Below are 19,351 nucleotides of genomic sequence, written 5' to 3'. Positions count from 1 at the left end.
TTCTTCAGTAGATTTGCTAAGATTATCAGCAGACTAGGAGCCAAAAGGTCTTGTCCCGTGGCATGGTTGTAACTCACAATAATCCGGTTAAATCAACCATCATACCTGATTAACAACATCCTATCCCTGTCTTACAGGTATATAAAAATATCTGACTATACTGCGAAGGCCCAGACAGCAACGCAGCCAACAATTATAATCCAGCGACTCCGAGCTGACGGTAAGCTCTTGGTATAGTTATCACAAAGCGCGATCCAAAATCTGCACATGTGTCCACACGGCATGATCCGGGTATATGCCCCTATTCAATCCATACAATTCTTTCCTAATGCCACGCGATCAATGGATGTTCAACAAAGACGTTCAGGTCCGCCAAAATATCGTACGTTCCCGCTTCAATCATGACCTAAATAACTGTTCAATGATTACCTAATAACTTTTCAAAAGAGAGGAGGTCACAAGCACCATGACTACCATCCCTGGTACGGCCCACAGCGGCATCAATCCATACCTGTTGCATCAGCAGACAAATCCCCGTTCAGAAAAGGAACCCTCAAACCGGGCAGATCTGGATGCATTCCTGAATGATACCCTGATCGAACTTCGTCAGGCAGAACATATCATAACCCGTGGTAAATGGCGCTGGTCCACTACTGAACTTGCTCATCATACCTTTATATACATGCACAAATTCACAGGCCAACTGATCATGAATGGGACCGAATTCCACGTGGTTCGCAAATCAGCTTGTCTGTGCACACCCGGCGCTTCAATTGAACTGATCGGAGATGAAGACCATGATATTGAACTGTATATCATTCATTTCGATCTGTATCGGGCTACGGAGAAAACCAAAGCCAGACGCATCTACGAACGTGAACTCAGTTCACCAGTTACAGGCTGGATTCAGGGCCCCTTTTACGGTATACAGCGCATTGCCGTGCAGCTTACACACCTTAACAACGAAAATGCACAAAAAGACTTGAAGGCACAGCTCCTCCTGACGGAACTGTTGCATATGCTCTGGCCTCAACAACAAGAAGATCAGACTGACGCAGCGGCTGGGCAGGAGGAACCGGAACAGTGGCTCAGGTCCACCCTGCAATATATGCGTGAAAACTATATGTACGAAATCAAGCTGGAAAAGCTGGCTGAACTGGCCGACATGCATCCGTCCTATTACTCACAGCTATTCAAGAGCCGCATGCAGAAGAATCCGATTGAATACATCACTCATCTGCGTATGAACCGGGCCAAGGAATTGCTGCTCACTTCCGATCTGCGTATCCGTGATGTGGCTCGTGAAGTGGGTTACCGTGACGAATTCTATTTCAGCCGACGTTTCCGGAACCATGCTGGTTATGCGCCAACTTCCTATGCGAAGCAGGTTCACCGGAACATCGTGTCGCTCTCCTATCCATACACAGACCATCTGATGACACTTGGCGTCACACCATGCGCAGCTCAGATCCAGGGGCACCTGCCTCATCTGCCCAAATCGCTGGCACTGCCCTTCCATGCTTACGAACCGTGGGAACAAGGACGTCAGGCATTCCTCAATGTGAATCCTGATTTGATTCTGACCAAGGACAATGCCACTGCAAAAGCCATGGAGCATATTGGCGATGTCGCCCCTATCATCACCATTCCCTGGAACCAGACAGACGTCTTCGGTCATCTGCATCAGATCGCATCCATTGTGGATCGTACCCAAGCCGCGACAGATTGGCTGGATCGACATGAGCGCAAAGCGGAGCGTGCACGCAAAAAAATGAAGGAAATCGTCGGAGATATTACCGTTGCCGTTGGCACGTTAACGCCTAAAGGCCCACGGATGTACAGCCATCGCAACTTCGGACATGTCTTTTACCGCAGTCTGCAATTGGCCGTTCCTCAGCGCATTCAGACCGAACTGGCTGGCAAACCTCCCGGCGTCGGATTCAACTGGTTGCCCTTCACACCAGGAGAGTGGGATGGTTTGGAGGCAGATGTGCTGGTACTGGCGATTAATTCTATGCATGAAAAGGCAACACTATGGAAAGAGATGGCTTCGAATCCACTATGGAACAGCCATCCCGCGGTAAAAAACGGACGTGTGCATCTCATCGACTGGAACTCATGGGTCGTATATGCTCCATATTCCATCAACATCCAGCTCGATGAAGCGCTCTCTATGTTGACGAACAAACCTTCACTTTTGTAATCTAAAAAATGTCCATCTCCAGAATCTTAATTTATGCCATGTACGGGCCTGAATTAAGATTCTATAATGATGACTAATTGATAATGATAATCAATAACAATGAAATACGTTGTTGGTACCAAAGGAGTGACCCGTATTCAACATCCGGGACTGCCACATCGTCCATCTAATTCAAAAAAATCTGCGGTGACCGTTGGGCTGACGTTTTTGTCTGCCATAGCCATACTGCTGCTAAGTATGTTTGTCGCCATCTCGTTAGGTGCCAAAGGACTAACGCTGGAAACCGTATGGGCTGCCATATTCCAGTACAACCCGGCTTTGACACCACATCAGATTATTCATGAACTGCGGCTGCCTCGTGTGCTTGCAGCGGTTATCATCGGCGCTGCCTTTGCTGTTGCAGGAGCTTTAATGCAAGGCATTACACGTAATCCGCTGGCAGACACGGGCATTCTGGGCATCAATGCCGGAGCCACTTTTGTGGTAGCACTGAGCTTCGCCTTTTGGCCCGGACTGCCATATGGCTGGATCATGGTTTTATCATTCGTGGGGGCTGTCTTGGGCACACTGCTTATCTTCCTGCTTGGAATGGCAGCACCGGGTGGTCTGAATTCCATCAGACTGACGGTCGCAGGGGCAGTTATTGCAGCCATGTTAACCTCGCTCAGCACAGGCGTTGCCATTTATTTTGACCTGAGTCAGGATCTGGCCTTCTGGTATGCAGGAGGTTTTGGCGGAATTGAATGGCGGCATCTCAAGCTGATTCTTCCCGTGCTGCTCGCAACACTCGTCCTGATTATGCCACTCGCCCGGCGTGTATCCCTTATGTCACTCGGAGAAGAAGTCGCGATTAATCTCGGGATCAACCTGCGCTGGACGAGGTTTCTCGCCCTCGCAGCAGTTGTTGTGCTGGCTGGTGTGTCCGTGTCGGCAGTAGGCTCAATTGGATTTGTTGGACTCGTCATCCCCCATATCTCACGCAAACTGGTGGGTGTGGATTATCGACTCATCATTCCGATGTCTTCTCTGCTTGGTGCGATATTACTGGTGCTCGCCGATCTGGGCTCACGCATCGTGAACCCGCCGGAAGAACTCGCAGTAGGCATTATGGTCGCCTTTGTTGGTGTACCGTTCTTCCTATATCTGGCCCGTAAAGAAAGGAGGGCCTTATAGCGATGAATTTCAATACACCTTCACGATCACGAGGTAAACGTTCGTTAGTCGTCAGCATCACACTGTTCTGCATCGCCATTGCCGTTATTGTGATCAGCCTGAACACGGGAACCATTCGCCTCTCCCCAGTGGCTGTGTTACAGACCTTGCTTGGTCATGGCAGTTCGGATGATCAGATTGTTCTGTTTGATTACCGACTGCCTCGCATCCTGGTCACTGTACTGGCCGGAGCGGGACTTGGTATTGCCGGAGCAGCCTTGCAAGGGATTACCCGCAATCCGCTGGCGGACCCGGGCATTCTGGGATTACATGCAGGAGCAGCGTTTGGACTAATGGTGTTTGTTAGTCTCTCCTTTACAATGGATGGCTCTGTAGCCTTGCTGATTCCGTTGTTCGCTTTTGCAGGCAGTGTTGCCGCCGCCCTGATCATCATGCTGTTATCTTATGATCGCCATAACGGCGTATCTCCCATTAAGCTGATTCTGGTGGGAATCGCGGTAGCGGCCGGGTTCCATGCGTTGACCCTCTACTTATCCCTGCGTTTGGATGAAGACACCTACTCCTTTGCCGCCCGCTGGTTGGCAGGTAGCGTCTGGGGGCGGGATTGGATTCATGTGCAAGCGTTGCTTCCCTGGGTGGTGCTATGTATCTCGTACATTTGGAGTCGATCCAAAACGCTCGATGCCTTCAACCTTGGAGATGCTGCCGCAACCAGCATTGGGACGCCTGTTCGATCCCAGCGTATTATTTTGTTGCTCTGTGCCGTAGCCTTGTCTGCCGTCAGTGTATCGATGGCCGGGGGGATTGGCTTTATCGGTCTGGCCGCACCACATCTGGCGCGCAGACTTGTCGGTCCGATGCATCGGCATCTGATCCCTGCTGCCGGACTCATTGGGATGGTTATTCTGGTGAGCGCTGATACGATCGGGCGAACGATCTTTCAGCCTAACGCCATTCCGGCAGGTGTAGTGGTCGCCGCGATTGGCGCACCTTACTTTTTGTACCTGTTAGTACGAAGCAAGTGATCTTTTTTTTACAAAAACAATAATTACATCCCAGAGATGTTCAAGGAGAATGTGACTACCCATGTTAAAGAAAAATCTTATGCTTGTCATGAGTATCTGTCTGGTGCTTGTGCTCGCTGCCTGTGGAACGGCCAATAACTCGTCATCTGCTTCTGGTGGTTCATCCACGGATACTTCAACCAACAATCAGGACAACAGTGCAAGTTCAGGAGAACCACGTATTGCCTCCATGTCGATCCATCTGACCAATGATCTGCTATCACTCGGGATTACGCCAGTTGGTTCTGTTATCGGTGGCGAAGCCAAAGGGTTCCTGTCTCACGTTGCTGATCGTCTTCAAAATACAACGCCACTTGGTCCGGTTAAAGATCCGGATATGGAAGCTTTGCTTGCTCTAAAACCCGATGTAATCTATCTGGACGAAGAATTCTCCGGTGATGATATTGCCAAATTCGAAAAAATTGCTCCGGTGCATGTCTTCAATCTGGATGACGGTACATGGCGTGATCATCTGAAAGACATTGGCAAACTCGTGAATCGTGAGAAGGAAGCCGAGCAATACATTCAGGACTACGCGACTGAGACGGAAGAAGTGAAATCTCTGATTCATGACACGATTGGTGATGGTACAGTCATGGCGATTCGTGTTACTGCCAAAGAGTTGCGTGTGTTCAGTACACGCCGTCCCATGGGTCCCATTTTGTATGAGGATCTCGGTCTGACGCCTGCCAAAGGCATCACAGATATCGATTCAACGAAACCGTACCAGGTCGTCTCCCGTGAAATCTTGCCGGACTATGATGCAGATGCAATCTTTGTGGTTGTGAATTCGGATGATGAAGCCCAAACCATGTTCAAGGAGCTGCAAAACAATCCGATCTGGCAAGGTCTGAAAGCAGTCAAAGCCGGTCATGTCTACCCGATTGGGGCACAACCTTGGCTCGATTACTCATCAATCGGTAATAAAATGGCCATGGATGAAGCCAAAGAAATGTTCTCCAAAAAATAACAAAAAAAACCTCACTTTGAAATCGGAACAACGTTGGTATGAATCATACTGACGCTCTATTCCGGTCAAAGCTGAGGTTTTTTGTTTTGAATCTGTCAGCAGGCTGCGATCTACCCTTTTCCACCAAGCACGCTCACACTGTACAGACAATAATCTCAACATCCGTATCGGCAAAAGCTTTCTGAATAATTGGACTGACCTTCTCCCAGTTCAGTCTGTCCAAACCGCATCCGATCCGGGGCATCGCCAGTTTCGTAATCCCTTCCATCACACATACGTCCCGCATGGATTCTACCGCATTCGTCAACGATTGGTACGTCGGCTTATTGGAGAACTTTGCTTTGGTGACCAGATTGAGCGTCCGTCCTACCGGATAACATCGTCCAATCTCAAGCGGCTCTTGTTTGGCCTGTTCTTGTAGATTCTCCAAACCGAATCGCTCGCGGAACTGTACCGCAATGCCCTTGCCCATCCTTGCATCGGCTGATATGCAGTGCGCAAGCGAGTAATCATCTCCCAGATCAAATAAATCCTGTTGTCTCTCATGAAATTGCATGTCATCTCTCTCCTTTATCCTATTTACACAGATCCTTATTTTATTTATTAGACCTCTGCCAAAAAACGTTGAAATGCCTTTAATGTTCTCTGATCTGCTGATCGATCATATACGGCAAATACAATGCGTTCAAAGGCGTCCTTATAAGCCTCTCCCACTAACACATCATGAAAATACTTCGCCACTACTGCCGGTTCATTACGAAATACGCCGCAACCGTACGCACCCAGAACAATCGTGCGGTGACCATTCGCAACAGCCACATCCAGAATATAACGGATGCGTTCCTTCATCACCGATTCAATCTGTAAATCATCCGCTTCTCCACGCTCTTTCACCACACCCGCATTCACCGCCGGCGCAGTAATGAATGAGCATACATAATATTTATCCAGCAGCCTGTCTTCATCATCACGGATCACCGGAACATCCGGTGAATAGATCATATAATCCGAATAGAGACCCGATCGCTGTTTGCGATTGTAATCGTACATTTCATTCATTTGTGCGATGCACGGGTATAGTCCTGTCGCTCGGGCCAGACTCTCTTCCTGTGCCTGACTTCCGCCTAGGAAGCCACCGCCCGGATTTTTGGCCGATGCAAAGTTTAGACAGACCACATCTTCTCTTCCTTCAGCTACCGCCAAACGTGAAGCGGCTCCAAGTGTAGTCTCGCCAGTAACTTCAATACGACCCGGTGCAGCCTCAACTTCAGATGATGGGGCCGCGGGTTGAATTCCAACGTAAGCTTCTGTACGACGCTTTTCTCTGAGCCCGGACAATGCTGCCGGATGGTATAACACCGAATTTCGGATGGCTTGCTGCACATCGGTACCGATCCCAACCTTGCGATCATACCCATTTACGTAATGCCCTTCATCCAAAATAGCCAACGTCTGCTGTGCGATATTAGCCCGCTTGGAACGTGAATTGGAGCCACCATTACCCGTTGATCTACTAGAATCACTCATCTGAATCACTTCCTATATCTTGTCTTAGACGGGTCAGAATCTCACCCAGCCAATTGGTTCCCCGCCATGTTCTTCGATTGCGAATGCGCGGGTCTTCCTCCGCCAGTCCCACACCCCAGATGCGATCATCCGGGCTTGCTTCCACAAGGGTCGTTCCACGAGTGGCACGCAGTGCGGTTAGCAGTTCTTCGTTTTGTGTGAATTTGGCCAAATTGCCCTCGTAAACGATGCGCTGGCACTCAGCTTCCCATAACGTCTGGTCGAAACCTGCGACCTGTCTGCCCAGCTTTTTTTGTACCGAAGCAGAGCTTGCCTTCAGAATCTTGTCTGCCATGGTCTGATCCCCAAACAGCAGTGCTTTCTGGTGCATCATGTATTGCTCCGCACTCGTGTAGTGAACCCCGTTAACGGTAAAGTCCGCCGGGTGCCACTGTGAGAACGGCGATGCTGTCCGCCAGAAAAACGTAAACTTTTCCATCCATATCCCCTCTTTACTTGCTCCTCAAGTATACAACGATCCGGGCCTCTGGCCTGAATCACTTCGTACGAGTTCATTGGTTCCAACCGTTTCTATGGTGTATGCCTCTCGGGATTCAATCTGTATAAACGGGATGGTCGATGACCGGCGCTGCTCGCATATTCTCCCGTCTCAATGACCCAATCGGCGATTTTGCGCCGGAAAGCGGCAGCCAGCAGCTTTTTGCCACTGATGATCTCATGTACTTTCTGAAGTGCAGTCAGTGTGAACGTCTCCGGCATCAGATTGAATGCAATATCCGTATACTCGATCTTGGATCGCAGACGCTCAAGTGCATAATGAATGATTTTGGCATGATCAAATGCAATCCCCTGAACCTCACCCAAGGTCATACGATGGCTCCGTACTTTGCCTTCTATCGTTTCTTTTGTCTCAACAACGGCTGACAACTCTTCTGTTCCATTGGTCAAAATCAACTGCAGCCTGCGTTCTGTCACACGTCCACGCTCATGGATATGGCGCTTCTCTTCCAGAAGACGCTGCTCCACCCGAAACCAACTGGCTTCACTGGCATCATCACCGGCCTCAAGCTCCAGCTCGCTGCTATCCACCAGCGCCATATAGGAACAGCTGATAACCCGTGTACGTGGATCTCGATCGACATCTCCCCAGGTGTACAGTTGCTCCAGATAAATATCATCCAGCCCCGTCTCCGTCAACAATTCCCGCCGAGCAGCATCTTCCAGTGATTCCTGCATGGAGACAAATCCGCCCGGTAACGCCCACTGTCCCAGATAGGGATGGCCGCCTCGACGAATCAGCAGCAACTGGAGTTCGGGTTCCGCGAGCTTGCGATAATTATCCTGAGCTTCACTGCGGATCGTAAATACCAACATGTCCACGGTGACGGAAGGACGTTCATAATCGCCAGCATCATAGCTGTCCAAAAACTGTTCTTCACTAATATGTGCCTGATCCTGATGCTCCTGGTAATCGGGAGCATTTCCTCCAGAGGAACCTTCGTTAGTCATACGATATAAACCCCATTCTGTTATTAACATTTTGTTATTAACAATTAGATAATATCAATTTATCACATCGTTTTATCTCAGGTCAATATTTCCAATCCAAAATAAATGATCTGTATTCACTTGACGATATGTCAAATCAAACTTAAAATTTAGTTAGTCGACTAACTAAATGACGTGTTCAAAAATGTCTAGTTTTCAGTACCGAGAAGATGAAATGAAGGTAGAAATGGAGCGGATGATATGAACCCAGTCCACAATGATCGGTTAATGGGACAGCTATCCGAACTCGTGAAACTCAAACGTTACAAGGTTCATGAGAAACTTGTGAACCACCCCGAGTTATACCCGGGGCAGCCCCCTTTGTTGTTCCAGCTTGAACGGGAGGATGGCCAATCCCAGAAAAAACTGGCCGAACAACTTCAGCGCAGCCCCGCAACGGTAACCGTCATGCTCAAACGCATGGAAACATCCGGTTATGTGAGACGTGAAGCAGACCCGAAGGATCTGCGCAGTCTGCGGGTATACCTGACGGATCAGGGACGCTCCGCGCTGCAAGAATTGAGGATCGTGATTCAGGAGTTGGAACAGCAGGCTCAGAAAGATTTTACGCCGGAAGAATCCGAGATCATGTCTGCACTTGCACAGCGAATGCTCCAAAACCTGCGTGAATCCTGAGGTGATGCAAACTCTCGATATCGCTAATAACAACTGGCTTGAAGCAGCTAAAGGTTGATGAAATTGATTTACTTATGCAATTAAAACTGAGGTGATTTCCTATTGTGGACGTTAAAACGATTCTTGACACCGTATAAGTCAGCGGCGATCATCGCCCCGCTACTCATGGTACTTGAGGTAACCATGGATCTGCTCCAGCCCAAGCTGATGTCCAGCATCGTGGATGATGGTGTACTTGCAGGAAATCTGTCCCATATCGTAACTACAGGTCTGATCATGTTACTTGTTGCGTTAATCGGCTGGGTTGGCGGCGCAGGCTGCACACTCTATTCAAGCAAAGCTGCCGTAGGATACGGCACGGACCTGCGTCAGGAACTGTTTGATCATATTCAGACCTTCTCCTTCCGTAATCTGGATACGTTTCAGGAAGGATCTCTGATTACTCGTCTGACCAGTGATATTACACAGATGCAAACTTTTGTACAGATGCTGCTGCGGATGTTCATCCGTTCGCCGATGCTGATCATCGGTAGTATCATCATGGCATTTACGATTAGTGTGAATCTGGCTTTGATTCTTATTGCCACTGTGCCGGTACTGTTTATTATTTTATTTATTCTGATAAAAGCTTCCTATCCGCTGTTCGCCAGTGTTCAGAGCAAGCTTGATCAGGTCAACGCCGTGCTCCAGGAGAATCTTGCCGGCATCCGTGTCGTCAAGGCGTTTGCACGTGCACGTCTGGAGAAAAAGCGGTTCAAGCAATCCAACGAAGATTATACTTCAACCGCCCTCAAAGCCTGGCGTATAGTCACGCTGAATGCACCCGTGCTCAGCTTGATGCTGAACGCTACCATTGTAGCGGTGCTGTGGTTCGGAGGTTTCCAGGTAGTTGGAGGCGATATTGCTGCCGGAGATCTGATTGCTTTTATCAACTATGTCACGGTTGTACTCTCATCCCTCACGTCGATCGGCATGATGATGATGAGTTTCTCCCGAGCCAAGGTATCTGCCGCCCGGATCAACGAGGTGTTACATACACAGCCGGATATTCAATCAGGAAGCGATAACTCCAGGATTGTACAGTCACTTCCGTCTACCCGTGACCACCAGAGATCATCCCGTCCATCTCCTGTCGTGTCGCGCACAGCTGGTCAAGTGGAGTTCAGGGACGTGTCTTTCCGTTATGACGGAGACCATGCACTCTCTGGCATTAACCTGATCGCTCGCCCGGGTGAGAAAGTGGCCCTGATCGGTTCCACAGGTTCAGGCAAAACATCGCTGGTGCAGCTGATTCCCCGTCTGTATGATGCTTCGCAGGGTGAAGTGCTCGTGAATGGAGTGAACGTACGCAACTGGGATCTTCAGGATCTTCGTAGCCGTGTGTCAATTGTGCTCCAGGAATCCATTCTGTTCAGCGGCAGCATCCGGGATAACATTTGCTTTGGTCGGCCCGGTGCAACAGATGCTGAATTGCGAGCTGCGGCACAAGCTGCAGCTGCGGATGATTTTATTATGAAACTGAAAGACGGGTATGACACGGAACTGGGTCAGCGCGGAGTCAATCTGTCCGGTGGGCAGAAACAACGTATATCCATTGCACGTGCCCTGCTCATGCGACCGGAAGTGCTGATTCTGGATGATAGCACCAGTGCTGTGGATCTGCGCACAGAAGCAAGTATTCAGAAGGCATTGCAATCCTTGATGAAAGACAGTACCACCTTCTTGATTGCACAGCGGATCTCCTCCGTGAAGGATGCAGACTGTATATATGTTATTGATGAAGGACAGATCGTTGCCAGGGGCACACATGATGACCTTATGGCTCATTCATCTCACTACCAATCGATCTATTATTCGCAGCAACGGAAGGAGGATGTTCAATTTGGCTAAGCCTGCCTCTTCCTCCATACAACAAACGGTCGTGCCTCCCATCGGAAGACCCGGACCAGCGGGCAGAGGACCTGTTCCCAAAGTCAGAGCTAAAAATGCTCGCCACGCCTTAATCCGGGTATGGTCATACATGGGACGTCATCGCAAAGGAGTTATTGCTGCATTGGTGCTGACCGCTCTCGGAACACTGCTCAATCTGGCGGGACCTTATCTTCTCGGCCGTGCCGTTAATGAACATATCGTTCCCAAAGTAACAGCGGGTTTGCTGAAAGAATGTCTCCTCTTGCTGAGTGTTTATGTCCTTGGCTCACTCCTGATGTGGACTCAATCCTATGTCATGATTGGTGTGTCCCAACTGACCGTTAAAGATCTGCGTCATGCGTTGTTCTCCCGACTGCAAGAGCTGCCTGTCAGCTTTTTTGATAAAAATCAAAGCGGGGATCTGATGAGCCGGGCCACCAATGATATTGACAACGTATCTACAACGCTGAATCAAAGCGTAACCCAGTTGATGTCCAGTGCCATCCTGCTCGTTGGCTCTTTGTCGATCATGTTCGCACTTGATGTTCGGCTTACCCTGCTCAGTCTGGTGACGGTACCCTTAATTACCATCGCCACTCGTCTGATCGCGTCAAGAACACGCAAACATTTCACCGCCCAGCAAAAATTGCTCGGTGAACTGAATGGGTATGCTCAGGAAACCATTGCTGGACAGAAAGTCGTAGCGGCTTATAATCGTCAGGATCAGGCACATCAACATTTTCAGAACCTGAACGAGAAACTTCGTACATCCAGCACCCAGGCCCAGACTGTTTCGGGTTTGGTTGGGCCTACGATGAACGTGATGAACAATATCGGTTTTGCCATACTGGCTTCTGTAGGTGGATGGATGGCTTATCATGATCTGACGTCCATCGGACTAATTGTCAGTTTTCTCGCATACTCCCGCCAGATTGAGCGACCGCTGAGCGATCTGGCCAATCAGTACAATCTGATTCAGGCTGCCATTGCGGGTGCTGAACGTGTGTTTCACATCATGGATACGCCTGGCGAATATGTGGAGGAACAGAAGAAACAACTGGATCAGATTCAAGGTAAAGTTGTATTTGAGGATGTGTCCTTCGGGTACAGTGCGGAACGAGACATTCTGAAGAAGATCAGTTTTACTGCAAACCCTGGCGAGATGATTGCACTTGTTGGACCCACCGGCGCAGGTAAAACGACTATCATCAACCTGTTACCCCGTTTCTACGAGATTACAGGCGGACGGATTACCATTGATGGATGTGACATCTCGGAACTGGAGAAGGATCAACTCCGTCGGCAACTCGGCATTGTACTTCAGGATGCCTACCTGTTCTCGGGTACCATTCGCGACAATCTCGCCTATGGCAAGCCAGACGCAACAGATGAACAGATCAGGCAAGCAGCTATGCTTGCGAATGCACACTCATTCATCCGCAAACTGTCGCAAGGCTACGATACCCCCATCATTTCCGGGGGCAGCAATCTAAGCCAAGGACAACGACAGCTGCTGACCATTGCCCGGGCAATTCTGGCTGATCCGGCCATTCTTATTCTGGATGAAGCAACAAGCAGCATTGATACGCGTACTGAGATGAAGATCCAGGAAGCGATGCGGACGTTAATGAAGGATCGTACCAGCTTTGTCATCGCCCACAGACTGAGCACAATTCGTGAAGCCGATCAGATTCTCGTCATTAATGATGGACAGATCGCTGAACGTGGAAGCCATGACGCATTGATGCAGCAACAAGGATTCTACTATCAGTTACATCAGGGGCATCTAAATAAGTCGAACTAAAGCGTGTGGGGCGAGCTCTAACGAATCTGAGGCGTCTTATTCAAACTTTTGAAGCTCCTTCAGAAATCTAAGGAACCAGAGCCACGTTATATCCGAGTAAACAGGCGTTTTCAGCGTTTTTTTCATGTTTTTTTGGGAAATAACGTGTCTGAAGTTTCTTACAAATTAAAGTAAGGACCTGAGGGCCAAATAAGACGTCCTATGTTCCTTAGAAATTAGCTAAAATGATCTGAACCGATGTGGTTTGTGCACAATAGTTTATTCGAAATACAAAACGCCGCATGGGGTTCTTCAATCCCAATGCGGCGTTTTTTTGTTTTTTTTAAATGAAAGCATGCTGCTACTATCCCTATATTTGATATACGCATTACGTCTCCATTGGCAGATGAAGCGTGAAGGTTGAACCAACCCCCATTTCGCTATGGACAGTGATTTTGCCATTGTGGTCCTGAACGATTTTCTGGCAGAGTGCAAGTCCCAGTCCCGTCCCTTCTTCTTTAGTTGTATAAAAGGGATTAAAGATTGTGGATAGCGAATTTTCCGGAATGCCGCTTCCTGTATCTGTAATGGAAATAAGTACAGCGTCTCCTTCCTGTAACAAATCCATATGAACCTCGCCAGGGTCTGTCATTGCCTCAAAGGCGTTACGAATCAGATTGATCAATACCTGCACAATCTTATCCCGATCCATGTTGATTACGACTGGCTCATTCGACATTTCAAGTGTAATTCGATGTCCACGGGATGCCGCATCTGACTCGGTCAAAGACATCACCCGCTCAAGGCAGTGGCCCAATTGTTCCGGCTTCATATGATTGGCATGAGGTTTCGAAAACTGTAAAAATTCGGCCGTCAGATCGGTCACTCTCGTCACCTCACCCATAATCACTTCATACCATGGTGCGATATTAAATGCTTGTCCACGTGACAGCTGCAGGAATCCTCGAATTGCAGTAAGCGGGTTCCGAATTTCATGAGCCATCCCCGCGGCCAGTTCACCTACGGCCCTTAGCCTTTCGGAACGAAATACTTCTTCTTCATTTTTCAGCCATTTGCTGCGCTGTTGTTGAAGCAGTCTATCCTCGGCCACCGTCATAAAGTGCTGCAACGAATTCGACATTTCCGGGTACAGGGAGATACTATAGCTTACTTGGAGTCCTTGCAGCTGAACGGATAGCAATGACGACATTCGTTCTTCCACATCCTGTATCTCCGGCAAAACGACCGCGAATCGATCTCCTGCATACCGGGATATGCCATAGGCCTCGGTGAAATGATTGCTTATCATCTGGCCTGTACCTGTGATTACCGTACACCAAGGATCTTCTGAAGCTTTTTTATAACCGCTAAAGTTATTAACGTTCAAAAGGATAAGCAAAAAAGAGCGATGTTCTTCTACTGCCTTATTTAGCATCTCCATGTACCCTTCGTAATTCAGCAGTCCGGTCAGCGGATCATGGAGGGTGAGGAACCGATTTTTTTCCCGAAGTCTGCGCTTCTCGGTCTCACTGTTAACCAAGGTATGATATAAAAATATGATGACAATAGAGGTTAACAAATCAAACATGGATACCAGCAATGCATATGCATCTATAGGCACATAGGAAAGGCGAATCACCGTATATTCCAGCATAAACAGCAGTGAAATGGGCAAGGTCTGCGCTACACGCTGTTTGCCCTGGATCATGGAAAGGATGAGCATATAATACAACATGTTGCACCAGTTCAGCTCACTGAAATAATGGAATGTTCCGAGAAAAATCCATTGAAATTTCCTAAGTACAGGATATCTTCTCTCCCCATAAATACTTGCTACCAATAAAGTCCCCGAAAGCAACATGACTGCCAAATGAGGGGTAAGCCTTAGAACATAAGAGGACAGAATGACAAGCAAACAGCCCAGTGGGAAAATTACCATTTTCATCGTGTAACTTAGCAAATAGCCTCGCCCCCTTTGACATAAAACTCACATCAAACAACTTATGTACATGTATTATATCGATTATGATTAGCTGATGTTGTCGATTAATGGAGGCTGGTCAAATTCACATGAATGTATAATTTATGAAGGCAATAGGACATATGATGTAATTGTAATCGACAAAAGTGAAACAATTCCTCTACGCATGGTTAGTATTGTGTTACAATACATTAATGGATTAATTTAGGATAAATTCTTGGTTATGGAGGATGTCATATGACTACACAACGCAAACCACTGGGCTTCGGGACGCTGTCTCTGCTCGTACTGACGATGGGTCTTGCCTTTAACTTTCCATGGGGCAAAGCCAATTTTATGATCAGTCATTACCTTTTCAACTTAATAAACATACCTATTTATAGCAATGGAACTCAAGGACTTCACATTCCATTTGTAGTAGCAGCCCTCTTCTGGATTCCAGCCTTCCTGATCGCCAAAAAATATCGTGCGCATTATGGCACAAGTGTTGCCCGTAATGTGGCCGCATTTATGCTGGTATTTTGTATTATTGGTCCTATAATTACTGTCGTAGATTGGTTTGTAAATGCATAACGCTTAAAGCCAGCTCTCTATATCCCGAGAGCTGGCTTTTTTGCTGCTTTACCATATAAGATGAACAAATTGTTTACACGATAACGTAGAGGACAGAAATAACCTGAAGAAGCGGAGCGTGCGCCTTTATCCCCGGATTTTCACTTCTTTAGAAGGGAATCAAAAAATCTGGGGATAACAGCGATCAGAAGGTTGTTCTGTCATCGGAGTGACTGGTGTAACCTTTTCACGTTAATCTTATTTCTTCGCCATATACTTACGGATGTCAAAAGCCACCGCAGCAACAATGATCAATCCTTTGATAATCAATTGCCAGTACGGACTTACACCGATAAACGTCAGACCATAGTTAATGACCCCGAAGATCAGCACACCCGCCATAACTCCAGGTACCGTTCCAATACCACCCGCCGTTGATACGCCACCTACCACACATGCGGCAATCGCATCCAGCTCATACATATTACCGTAATTGTTTGTTGCTCCACCCGTTCGGGCTGCCTCAAGCACACCACCCAGGCCATATAACGCACCCGCAATGGCATACAGGGCAACCAGGTTGCGGGCCACATGAATTCCGGATACATGCGCTGCCTGAATGTTACCGCCGATCGCATACATATTTTTGCCGAGACGTGTTTTGTTAAAGATCACCCAGCAGATTAAAGCCACCGCAATAGCGATAAGGACAATATACGGGATGGAATAACCCCCGCCTAGATCAATGTATCCAGAGCCAATGACGGTAAAATCAGGTCTTAATCCTCCGATCGGCTGTGACTGGTTGGGTTCCGTATCAAAATAGATGGAGTTCAGTCCATACACGGCAACCATTGTACCCAGCGTTGCAATAAAAGGGGGTACATGTAATTTGGCGACAATCAGTCCATTGACCAAACCCACGAATAGACCTGCGGTGATTCCAACCAGAATCGGCAACAACACCGGCAAATGGGGCAGATCGGGGAAGAAGCGGTTCGCATACTCATCAATTTGCAGCATCGATGCCGATACAACAGCCGTCAGACCAACCACCCTTCCCGCGGACAGATCGACCCCACCCGTGACGAGGATAAAGGCTGCACCGAGTGCAATAATGGCCCGTGTGGAGGATTGCTGTAAGATGTCCCGCAGTGTAGAGAAGGCAAGGAAATTCGGATCAGCAATAGCTATACCAATGATGAGCAGAATCAATACGATAAAGATAGCGCGTTGTGTTACATAATTTTTCACTTGATTGATCATCTGTGTGTTCATCCGTTTCCCTCCTGACTAAGCCATCCGCTGCTGAGCGGCCAGCCTCATAATATCCTGCTCTGTTGCCTCGGCTCCGTCCACGATTCCGGTTAGACGCCCTTCGCTCATCACCATAATGCGATCCGACATACCAAGCAGTTCAGGCATCTCCGAACTAATCATAATAATGCTTTTGCCCTGACGAGCCAGTTCCGTAATAATGGTGTAAATCTCGAACTTGGCTCCTACATCGATTCCACGTGTCGGTTCATCCAGCAACAGAATCTCCGGATCGGTCAGCAACCAGCGGGCCAGCAGAACTTTCTGTTGATTACCACCCGACAGGTTTCGAATCAGCGTGTTAACTGAAGGCGTTTTGGTTCTGAACTTCTGCGTCTGTTCCCGTGCTTCTTCCCGTCCCTTTTTCTCATCCAGCAAGCCCACGCGATTGCGGTAGCGCCCCAGACTGGCAATGATCGTATTCTCATACACCGACAATACTGGGAATATTCCTGTAACCCTTCGTTCTTCCGTGAGCAACGCGATATTATGACGCTTCGCTGCTGCAGGGGAATTAATCTTCACCTTGCGCCCATGAATCGAAAGCGTACCTGAAGCGAGTCCGCGCAGTCCGAACAAGGATTCCATCAGTTCTGTCCGCTGTGCTCCAACCAAGCCGCCAATGCCGAGCACTTCACCTTTTCGCAGCTCAAAGGATACATCACAAAACGATTTGGACTGGTTGGATGTCAGACCCTCGGCCTTTAATATCACTTCACCGGGTACGTTGGTGCGTTCCGGGAAACGTTCATCCAGATCACGACCCACCATGCGTGTAATAATCAGATCTGTCGTTAAATCCGCAGCATCCCAAGTCCCGACAACGAAGCCATCACGCATGATTGTCACTTCATCCGAGATCGTCAGGATCTCCTCCATCTTGTGGGAAATGTAGATAATGGACACCCCCCGACTGCGTAGTTCATTAATAATGGCGAAGAGTTGCTCCACTTCCTTGCCTGTCAGGGAAGAGGTGGGTTCATCCATGACAATAACTTTGGAATTGAATGAGACCGCCTTGGCGATTTCCATCGATTGAATCTTGGAGACAGACAATGTTCCCGCTTGAGCCTTCGGATCAATATCCAGATTCAGGTCCTTAAACAGAGCCAGTGTATCGGAATACATCCGTTTCTCGTCCACCAGTATTCCCTTCATCGGAAAACGCCCCAGCCAGATATTCTCCATCACCGGTCGATGCGGGACCGGATTCAGCTCCTGATGAATCATGGATATGCCTTGCTGAAGTGCCGCCTTGGAATTCGGAATATCCACATCCTTTCCTTCGATGCGTATCGTTCCTTCATCCGGATGATACATCCCGAACAGACATTTCATTAGTGTGGATTTGCCCGCTCCATTCTCTCCCATCAAGGCGTGAACCGTTCCCGGCTTCACTTTAAATGTGACCTGACTTAGTGCCTGCACACCAGGAAATGCTTTCGAGACTCCATTCATCTCCAGCAGGTAAGGTGACTCCATCTTGGTTCCTCCCTTCCATATGACCAGCAAAAAAGGGACGTTACCCGAATGTCGGACGTCCCTGTCTCGTGCTGTTATTGGGCGTCGGCAATGTTGTCTTTGGTAATCTTTTTGTATGCAATCCAGACGTATTTACCATCGGTAATATCGTATTTGGTATTTTCCTTCGTTGGTGTTTCACCTTTGGCTAGTACGGAAGCCAGTGCCACCGTGGCTGCCCCCTGATTCTTGGCATCATTGAGCACCGTGCCCAGCATCGTTCCATCCTGTAGAGCCTGAATGGCTGGAGCTGTTGCATCCACACCTACAACCGGCATCGATTTGCCATCCTTGAAGTATCCGGCTGCTTTCAATGCCTCAATGGCACCCAAGGCCATGTCATCATTGTTCGCAAGAACGGCTTCAATCTTGTCGCCGTGGGATGCCAGGAACGCTTGCATTTTCTCCTGACCCTTCACACGGTCCCACATTGCCGTGTCTTCCGCCAATGCTTCCACTTCGATACCGGCATCCTGGATGGCCTGAACCGAATATTTGGTCCGAAGCTCTGCATCCTGGTGACCCGGTTCCCCTTTCAGCATGACGTATTGCAGTTTGCCATCGCCGTTTTTGTCGGCTTCCGGATGTGCCTTCCAGTAGTCCACAATCAGCTGTCCAGAGATCGTACCGGACTCCTCCGCTTTTGCTCCTACGTAGTACACTTTATCCCACTTGTTCATATCTTCAGCCACGGGCTCACGGTTAAGGAAAACCACTGGAATGTTCGCTGCCTTGGCCTTGTCAATAATGACACCTGCTGCCGTCCGGTCCACCGGATTCACGGCCATGGCATTGTATTTCTTGGACACAAACAGATCGACCTTCTCGTTCTGGGTTGGCTGTGCATTCTGGCTATCCACAATATCCAGAGTCGCAACACCTTCCGCTGCTGCGGTCATCGCATTACGTACCCCCGTCATGAATGTATCATCGAATTTGTAAATGGCGACACCAATCTTGGGCGTTCCCGTCCCGGCTGCTGTTTGGCCTCCTGTATCTGTTCCTGTACTTCCACCTGCGCTGTCTCCACCGCTACTGCAACCCGCCGCCACAACCATACATGCTGTAATCAACAGTGTCATCCATGTTTTCTTCATATCCTAATGACCTCCCCCAAGTTCATTCGGCTTAACCGATGTCTTTATTATGAAAGGGTTTACATTAA

16 protein-coding genes are annotated in these 19,351 nt (G+C 48.5%); 8 read left to right on the top strand and 8 right to left on the bottom strand.

From position 1 onward, the window contains the following. Positions 1-466 precede the first annotated feature (466 nt). From MKY85_RS05575 to MKY85_RS05560, 4 genes are all read left to right on the top strand, one after another. On the top strand, positions 467-2,203 hold the full coding sequence (locus MKY85_RS05575; protein ID WP_342572036.1) for a helix-turn-helix domain-containing protein: 1,737 nt from the start codon (positions 467-469) through the stop codon (positions 2,201-2,203). A gap of 99 nt (positions 2,204-2,302) precedes the next feature. Then, the gene (locus MKY85_RS05570; RefSeq protein WP_339259190.1) at positions 2,303-3,376 is read left to right on the top strand and encodes an iron ABC transporter permease; all 1,074 of its coding nucleotides are present in this window, start codon (positions 2,303-2,305) and stop codon (positions 3,374-3,376) included. Positions 3,377-3,378: 2 nt separating this feature from the next. Further along, complete coding sequence (locus MKY85_RS05565) at positions 3,379-4,401, top strand: iron ABC transporter permease (protein WP_342572035.1); 1,023 nt, start codon at positions 3,379-3,381, stop codon at positions 4,399-4,401. Positions 4,402-4,462: 61 nt separating this feature from the next. After that, the gene (locus MKY85_RS05560) at positions 4,463-5,410 is read left to right on the top strand and encodes an iron-hydroxamate ABC transporter substrate-binding protein (protein WP_342572034.1); all 948 of its coding nucleotides are present in this window, start codon (positions 4,463-4,465) and stop codon (positions 5,408-5,410) included. Between the two features lie 133 nt (positions 5,411-5,543). On the opposite strand, the gene MKY85_RS05555 is transcribed toward MKY85_RS05560, so the two are convergent. The 4 genes from MKY85_RS05555 to MKY85_RS05540 all read right to left on the bottom strand — a co-directional run bounded on the left by MKY85_RS05555 (position 5,544) and on the right by MKY85_RS05540 (position 8,446). Beyond that, complete coding sequence (locus tag MKY85_RS05555; RefSeq protein ID WP_342572033.1) at positions 5,544-5,966, bottom strand: macro domain-containing protein; 423 nt, start codon at positions 5,964-5,966, stop codon at positions 5,544-5,546. Positions 5,967-6,013: 47 nt separating this feature from the next. Next, positions 6,014-6,937, bottom strand: a complete 924-nt coding sequence (locus MKY85_RS05550) for a TIGR02452 family protein (protein WP_342572032.1) — start codon at positions 6,935-6,937, stop codon at positions 6,014-6,016. Then, on the bottom strand, positions 6,930-7,415 hold the full coding sequence (locus MKY85_RS05545; protein ID WP_342572031.1) for an NADAR family protein: 486 nt from the start codon (positions 7,413-7,415) through the stop codon (positions 6,930-6,932). The genes MKY85_RS05550 and MKY85_RS05545 overlap by 8 nt, the downstream gene beginning before the upstream one ends. A 92-nt stretch (positions 7,416-7,507) precedes the next feature. Beyond that, the gene (locus MKY85_RS05540) at positions 7,508-8,446 is read right to left on the bottom strand and encodes an NUDIX domain-containing protein (protein ID WP_342572030.1); all 939 of its coding nucleotides are present in this window, start codon (positions 8,444-8,446) and stop codon (positions 7,508-7,510) included. A 240-nt stretch (positions 8,447-8,686) separates the two neighbouring features. Here MKY85_RS05540 and MKY85_RS05535 point away from each other — a divergent pair, with 240 nt between their 5' ends. From MKY85_RS05535 to MKY85_RS05525, 3 genes are all read left to right on the top strand, one after another. Beyond that, positions 8,687-9,121 (top strand): MarR family transcriptional regulator, encoded by a 435-nt coding sequence (locus tag MKY85_RS05535; protein WP_339240032.1) that lies wholly within the window; start codon positions 8,687-8,689, stop codon positions 9,119-9,121. Positions 9,122-9,223: 102 nt separating this feature from the next. Then, complete coding sequence (locus tag MKY85_RS05530) at positions 9,224-11,011, top strand: ABC transporter ATP-binding protein (RefSeq protein WP_342572029.1); 1,788 nt, start codon at positions 9,224-9,226, stop codon at positions 11,009-11,011. After that, complete coding sequence (locus MKY85_RS05525) at positions 11,004-12,836, top strand: ABC transporter ATP-binding protein (protein WP_342572028.1); 1,833 nt, start codon at positions 11,004-11,006, stop codon at positions 12,834-12,836. Before MKY85_RS05530 ends, MKY85_RS05525 begins: the two co-directional genes overlap by 8 nt. A gap of 367 nt (positions 12,837-13,203) precedes the next feature. On the opposite strand, the gene MKY85_RS05520 is transcribed toward MKY85_RS05525, so the two are convergent. Further along, on the bottom strand, positions 13,204-14,775 hold the full coding sequence (locus MKY85_RS05520) for an ATP-binding protein (RefSeq protein WP_342572027.1): 1,572 nt from the start codon (positions 14,773-14,775) through the stop codon (positions 13,204-13,206). A gap of 258 nt (positions 14,776-15,033) precedes the next feature. Here MKY85_RS05520 and MKY85_RS05515 point away from each other — a divergent pair, with 258 nt between their 5' ends. After that, the gene (locus MKY85_RS05515; protein WP_342572026.1) at positions 15,034-15,369 is read left to right on the top strand and encodes a hypothetical protein; all 336 of its coding nucleotides are present in this window, start codon (positions 15,034-15,036) and stop codon (positions 15,367-15,369) included. A 237-nt stretch (positions 15,370-15,606) separates the two neighbouring features. Here the strand turns inward: MKY85_RS05515 and mglC are convergent, their stop codons facing one another. The 3 genes from mglC to MKY85_RS05500 form a co-directional block, all read right to left on the bottom strand. Beyond that, positions 15,607-16,626: a galactose/methyl galactoside ABC transporter permease MglC gene (gene mglC, locus MKY85_RS05510; protein WP_076214373.1), complete on the bottom strand. Its 1,020-nt coding sequence runs from the start codon at positions 16,624-16,626 to the stop codon at positions 15,607-15,609. A 15-nt stretch (positions 16,627-16,641) separates the two neighbouring features. Further along, entirely contained in the window at positions 16,642-18,147 is a 1,506-nt protein-coding gene (locus MKY85_RS05505) for a sugar ABC transporter ATP-binding protein (protein ID WP_342572025.1), read from the bottom strand. A gap of 74 nt (positions 18,148-18,221) precedes the next feature. Further along, positions 18,222-19,283, bottom strand: coding sequence for a galactose ABC transporter substrate-binding protein (locus tag MKY85_RS05500; protein ID WP_342572024.1), 1,062 nt, complete (start codon positions 19,281-19,283; stop codon positions 18,222-18,224). Positions 19,284-19,351: the final 68 nt, after the last annotated feature.

The organism is Paenibacillus sp. FSL R5-0749, assembly GCF_038595085.1.
In the GTDB taxonomy this organism is placed as follows: domain Bacteria; phylum Bacillota; class Bacilli; order Paenibacillales; family Paenibacillaceae; genus Paenibacillus.
This window is presented reverse-complemented; position numbering and strand designations above follow the sequence as displayed.

What these genes read in the sequence shown, in the direction of transcription:
- MKY85_RS05535 (WP_339240032.1), top strand. Translation starts at nt 8,687, where the DNA reads ATGAACCCAGTCCACAATGATCGGTTAATGGGACAGCTATCCGAACTC.
- MKY85_RS05545 (WP_342572031.1), bottom strand. Translation starts at nt 7,415, where the DNA reads ATGGAAAAGTTTACGTTTTTCTGGCGGACAGCATCGCCGTTCTCACAG.
- MKY85_RS05515 (WP_342572026.1), top strand. Translation starts at nt 15,034, where the DNA reads ATGACTACACAACGCAAACCACTGGGCTTCGGGACGCTGTCTCTGCTC.
- MKY85_RS05555 (WP_342572033.1), bottom strand. Translation starts at nt 5,966, where the DNA reads ATGCAATTTCATGAGAGACAACAGGATTTATTTGATCTGGGAGATGAT.
- MKY85_RS05570 (WP_339259190.1), top strand. Translation starts at nt 2,303, where the DNA reads ATGAAATACGTTGTTGGTACCAAAGGAGTGACCCGTATTCAACATCCG.
- MKY85_RS05505 (WP_342572025.1), bottom strand. Translation starts at nt 18,147, where the DNA reads ATGGAGTCACCTTACCTGCTGGAGATGAATGGAGTCTCGAAAGCATTT.
- MKY85_RS05565 (WP_342572035.1), top strand. Translation starts at nt 3,379, where the DNA reads ATGAATTTCAATACACCTTCACGATCACGAGGTAAACGTTCGTTAGTC.
- MKY85_RS05500 (WP_342572024.1), bottom strand. Translation starts at nt 19,283, where the DNA reads ATGAAGAAAACATGGATGACACTGTTGATTACAGCATGTATGGTTGTG.
- MKY85_RS05550 (WP_342572032.1), bottom strand. Translation starts at nt 6,937, where the DNA reads ATGAGTGATTCTAGTAGATCAACGGGTAATGGTGGCTCCAATTCACGT.
- mglC (WP_076214373.1), bottom strand. Translation starts at nt 16,626, where the DNA reads ATGAACACACAGATGATCAATCAAGTGAAAAATTATGTAACACAACGC.
- MKY85_RS05540 (WP_342572030.1), bottom strand. Translation starts at nt 8,446, where the DNA reads ATGACTAACGAAGGTTCCTCTGGAGGAAATGCTCCCGATTACCAGGAG.
- MKY85_RS05560 (WP_342572034.1), top strand. Translation starts at nt 4,463, where the DNA reads ATGTTAAAGAAAAATCTTATGCTTGTCATGAGTATCTGTCTGGTGCTT.
- MKY85_RS05575 (WP_342572036.1), top strand. Translation starts at nt 467, where the DNA reads ATGACTACCATCCCTGGTACGGCCCACAGCGGCATCAATCCATACCTG.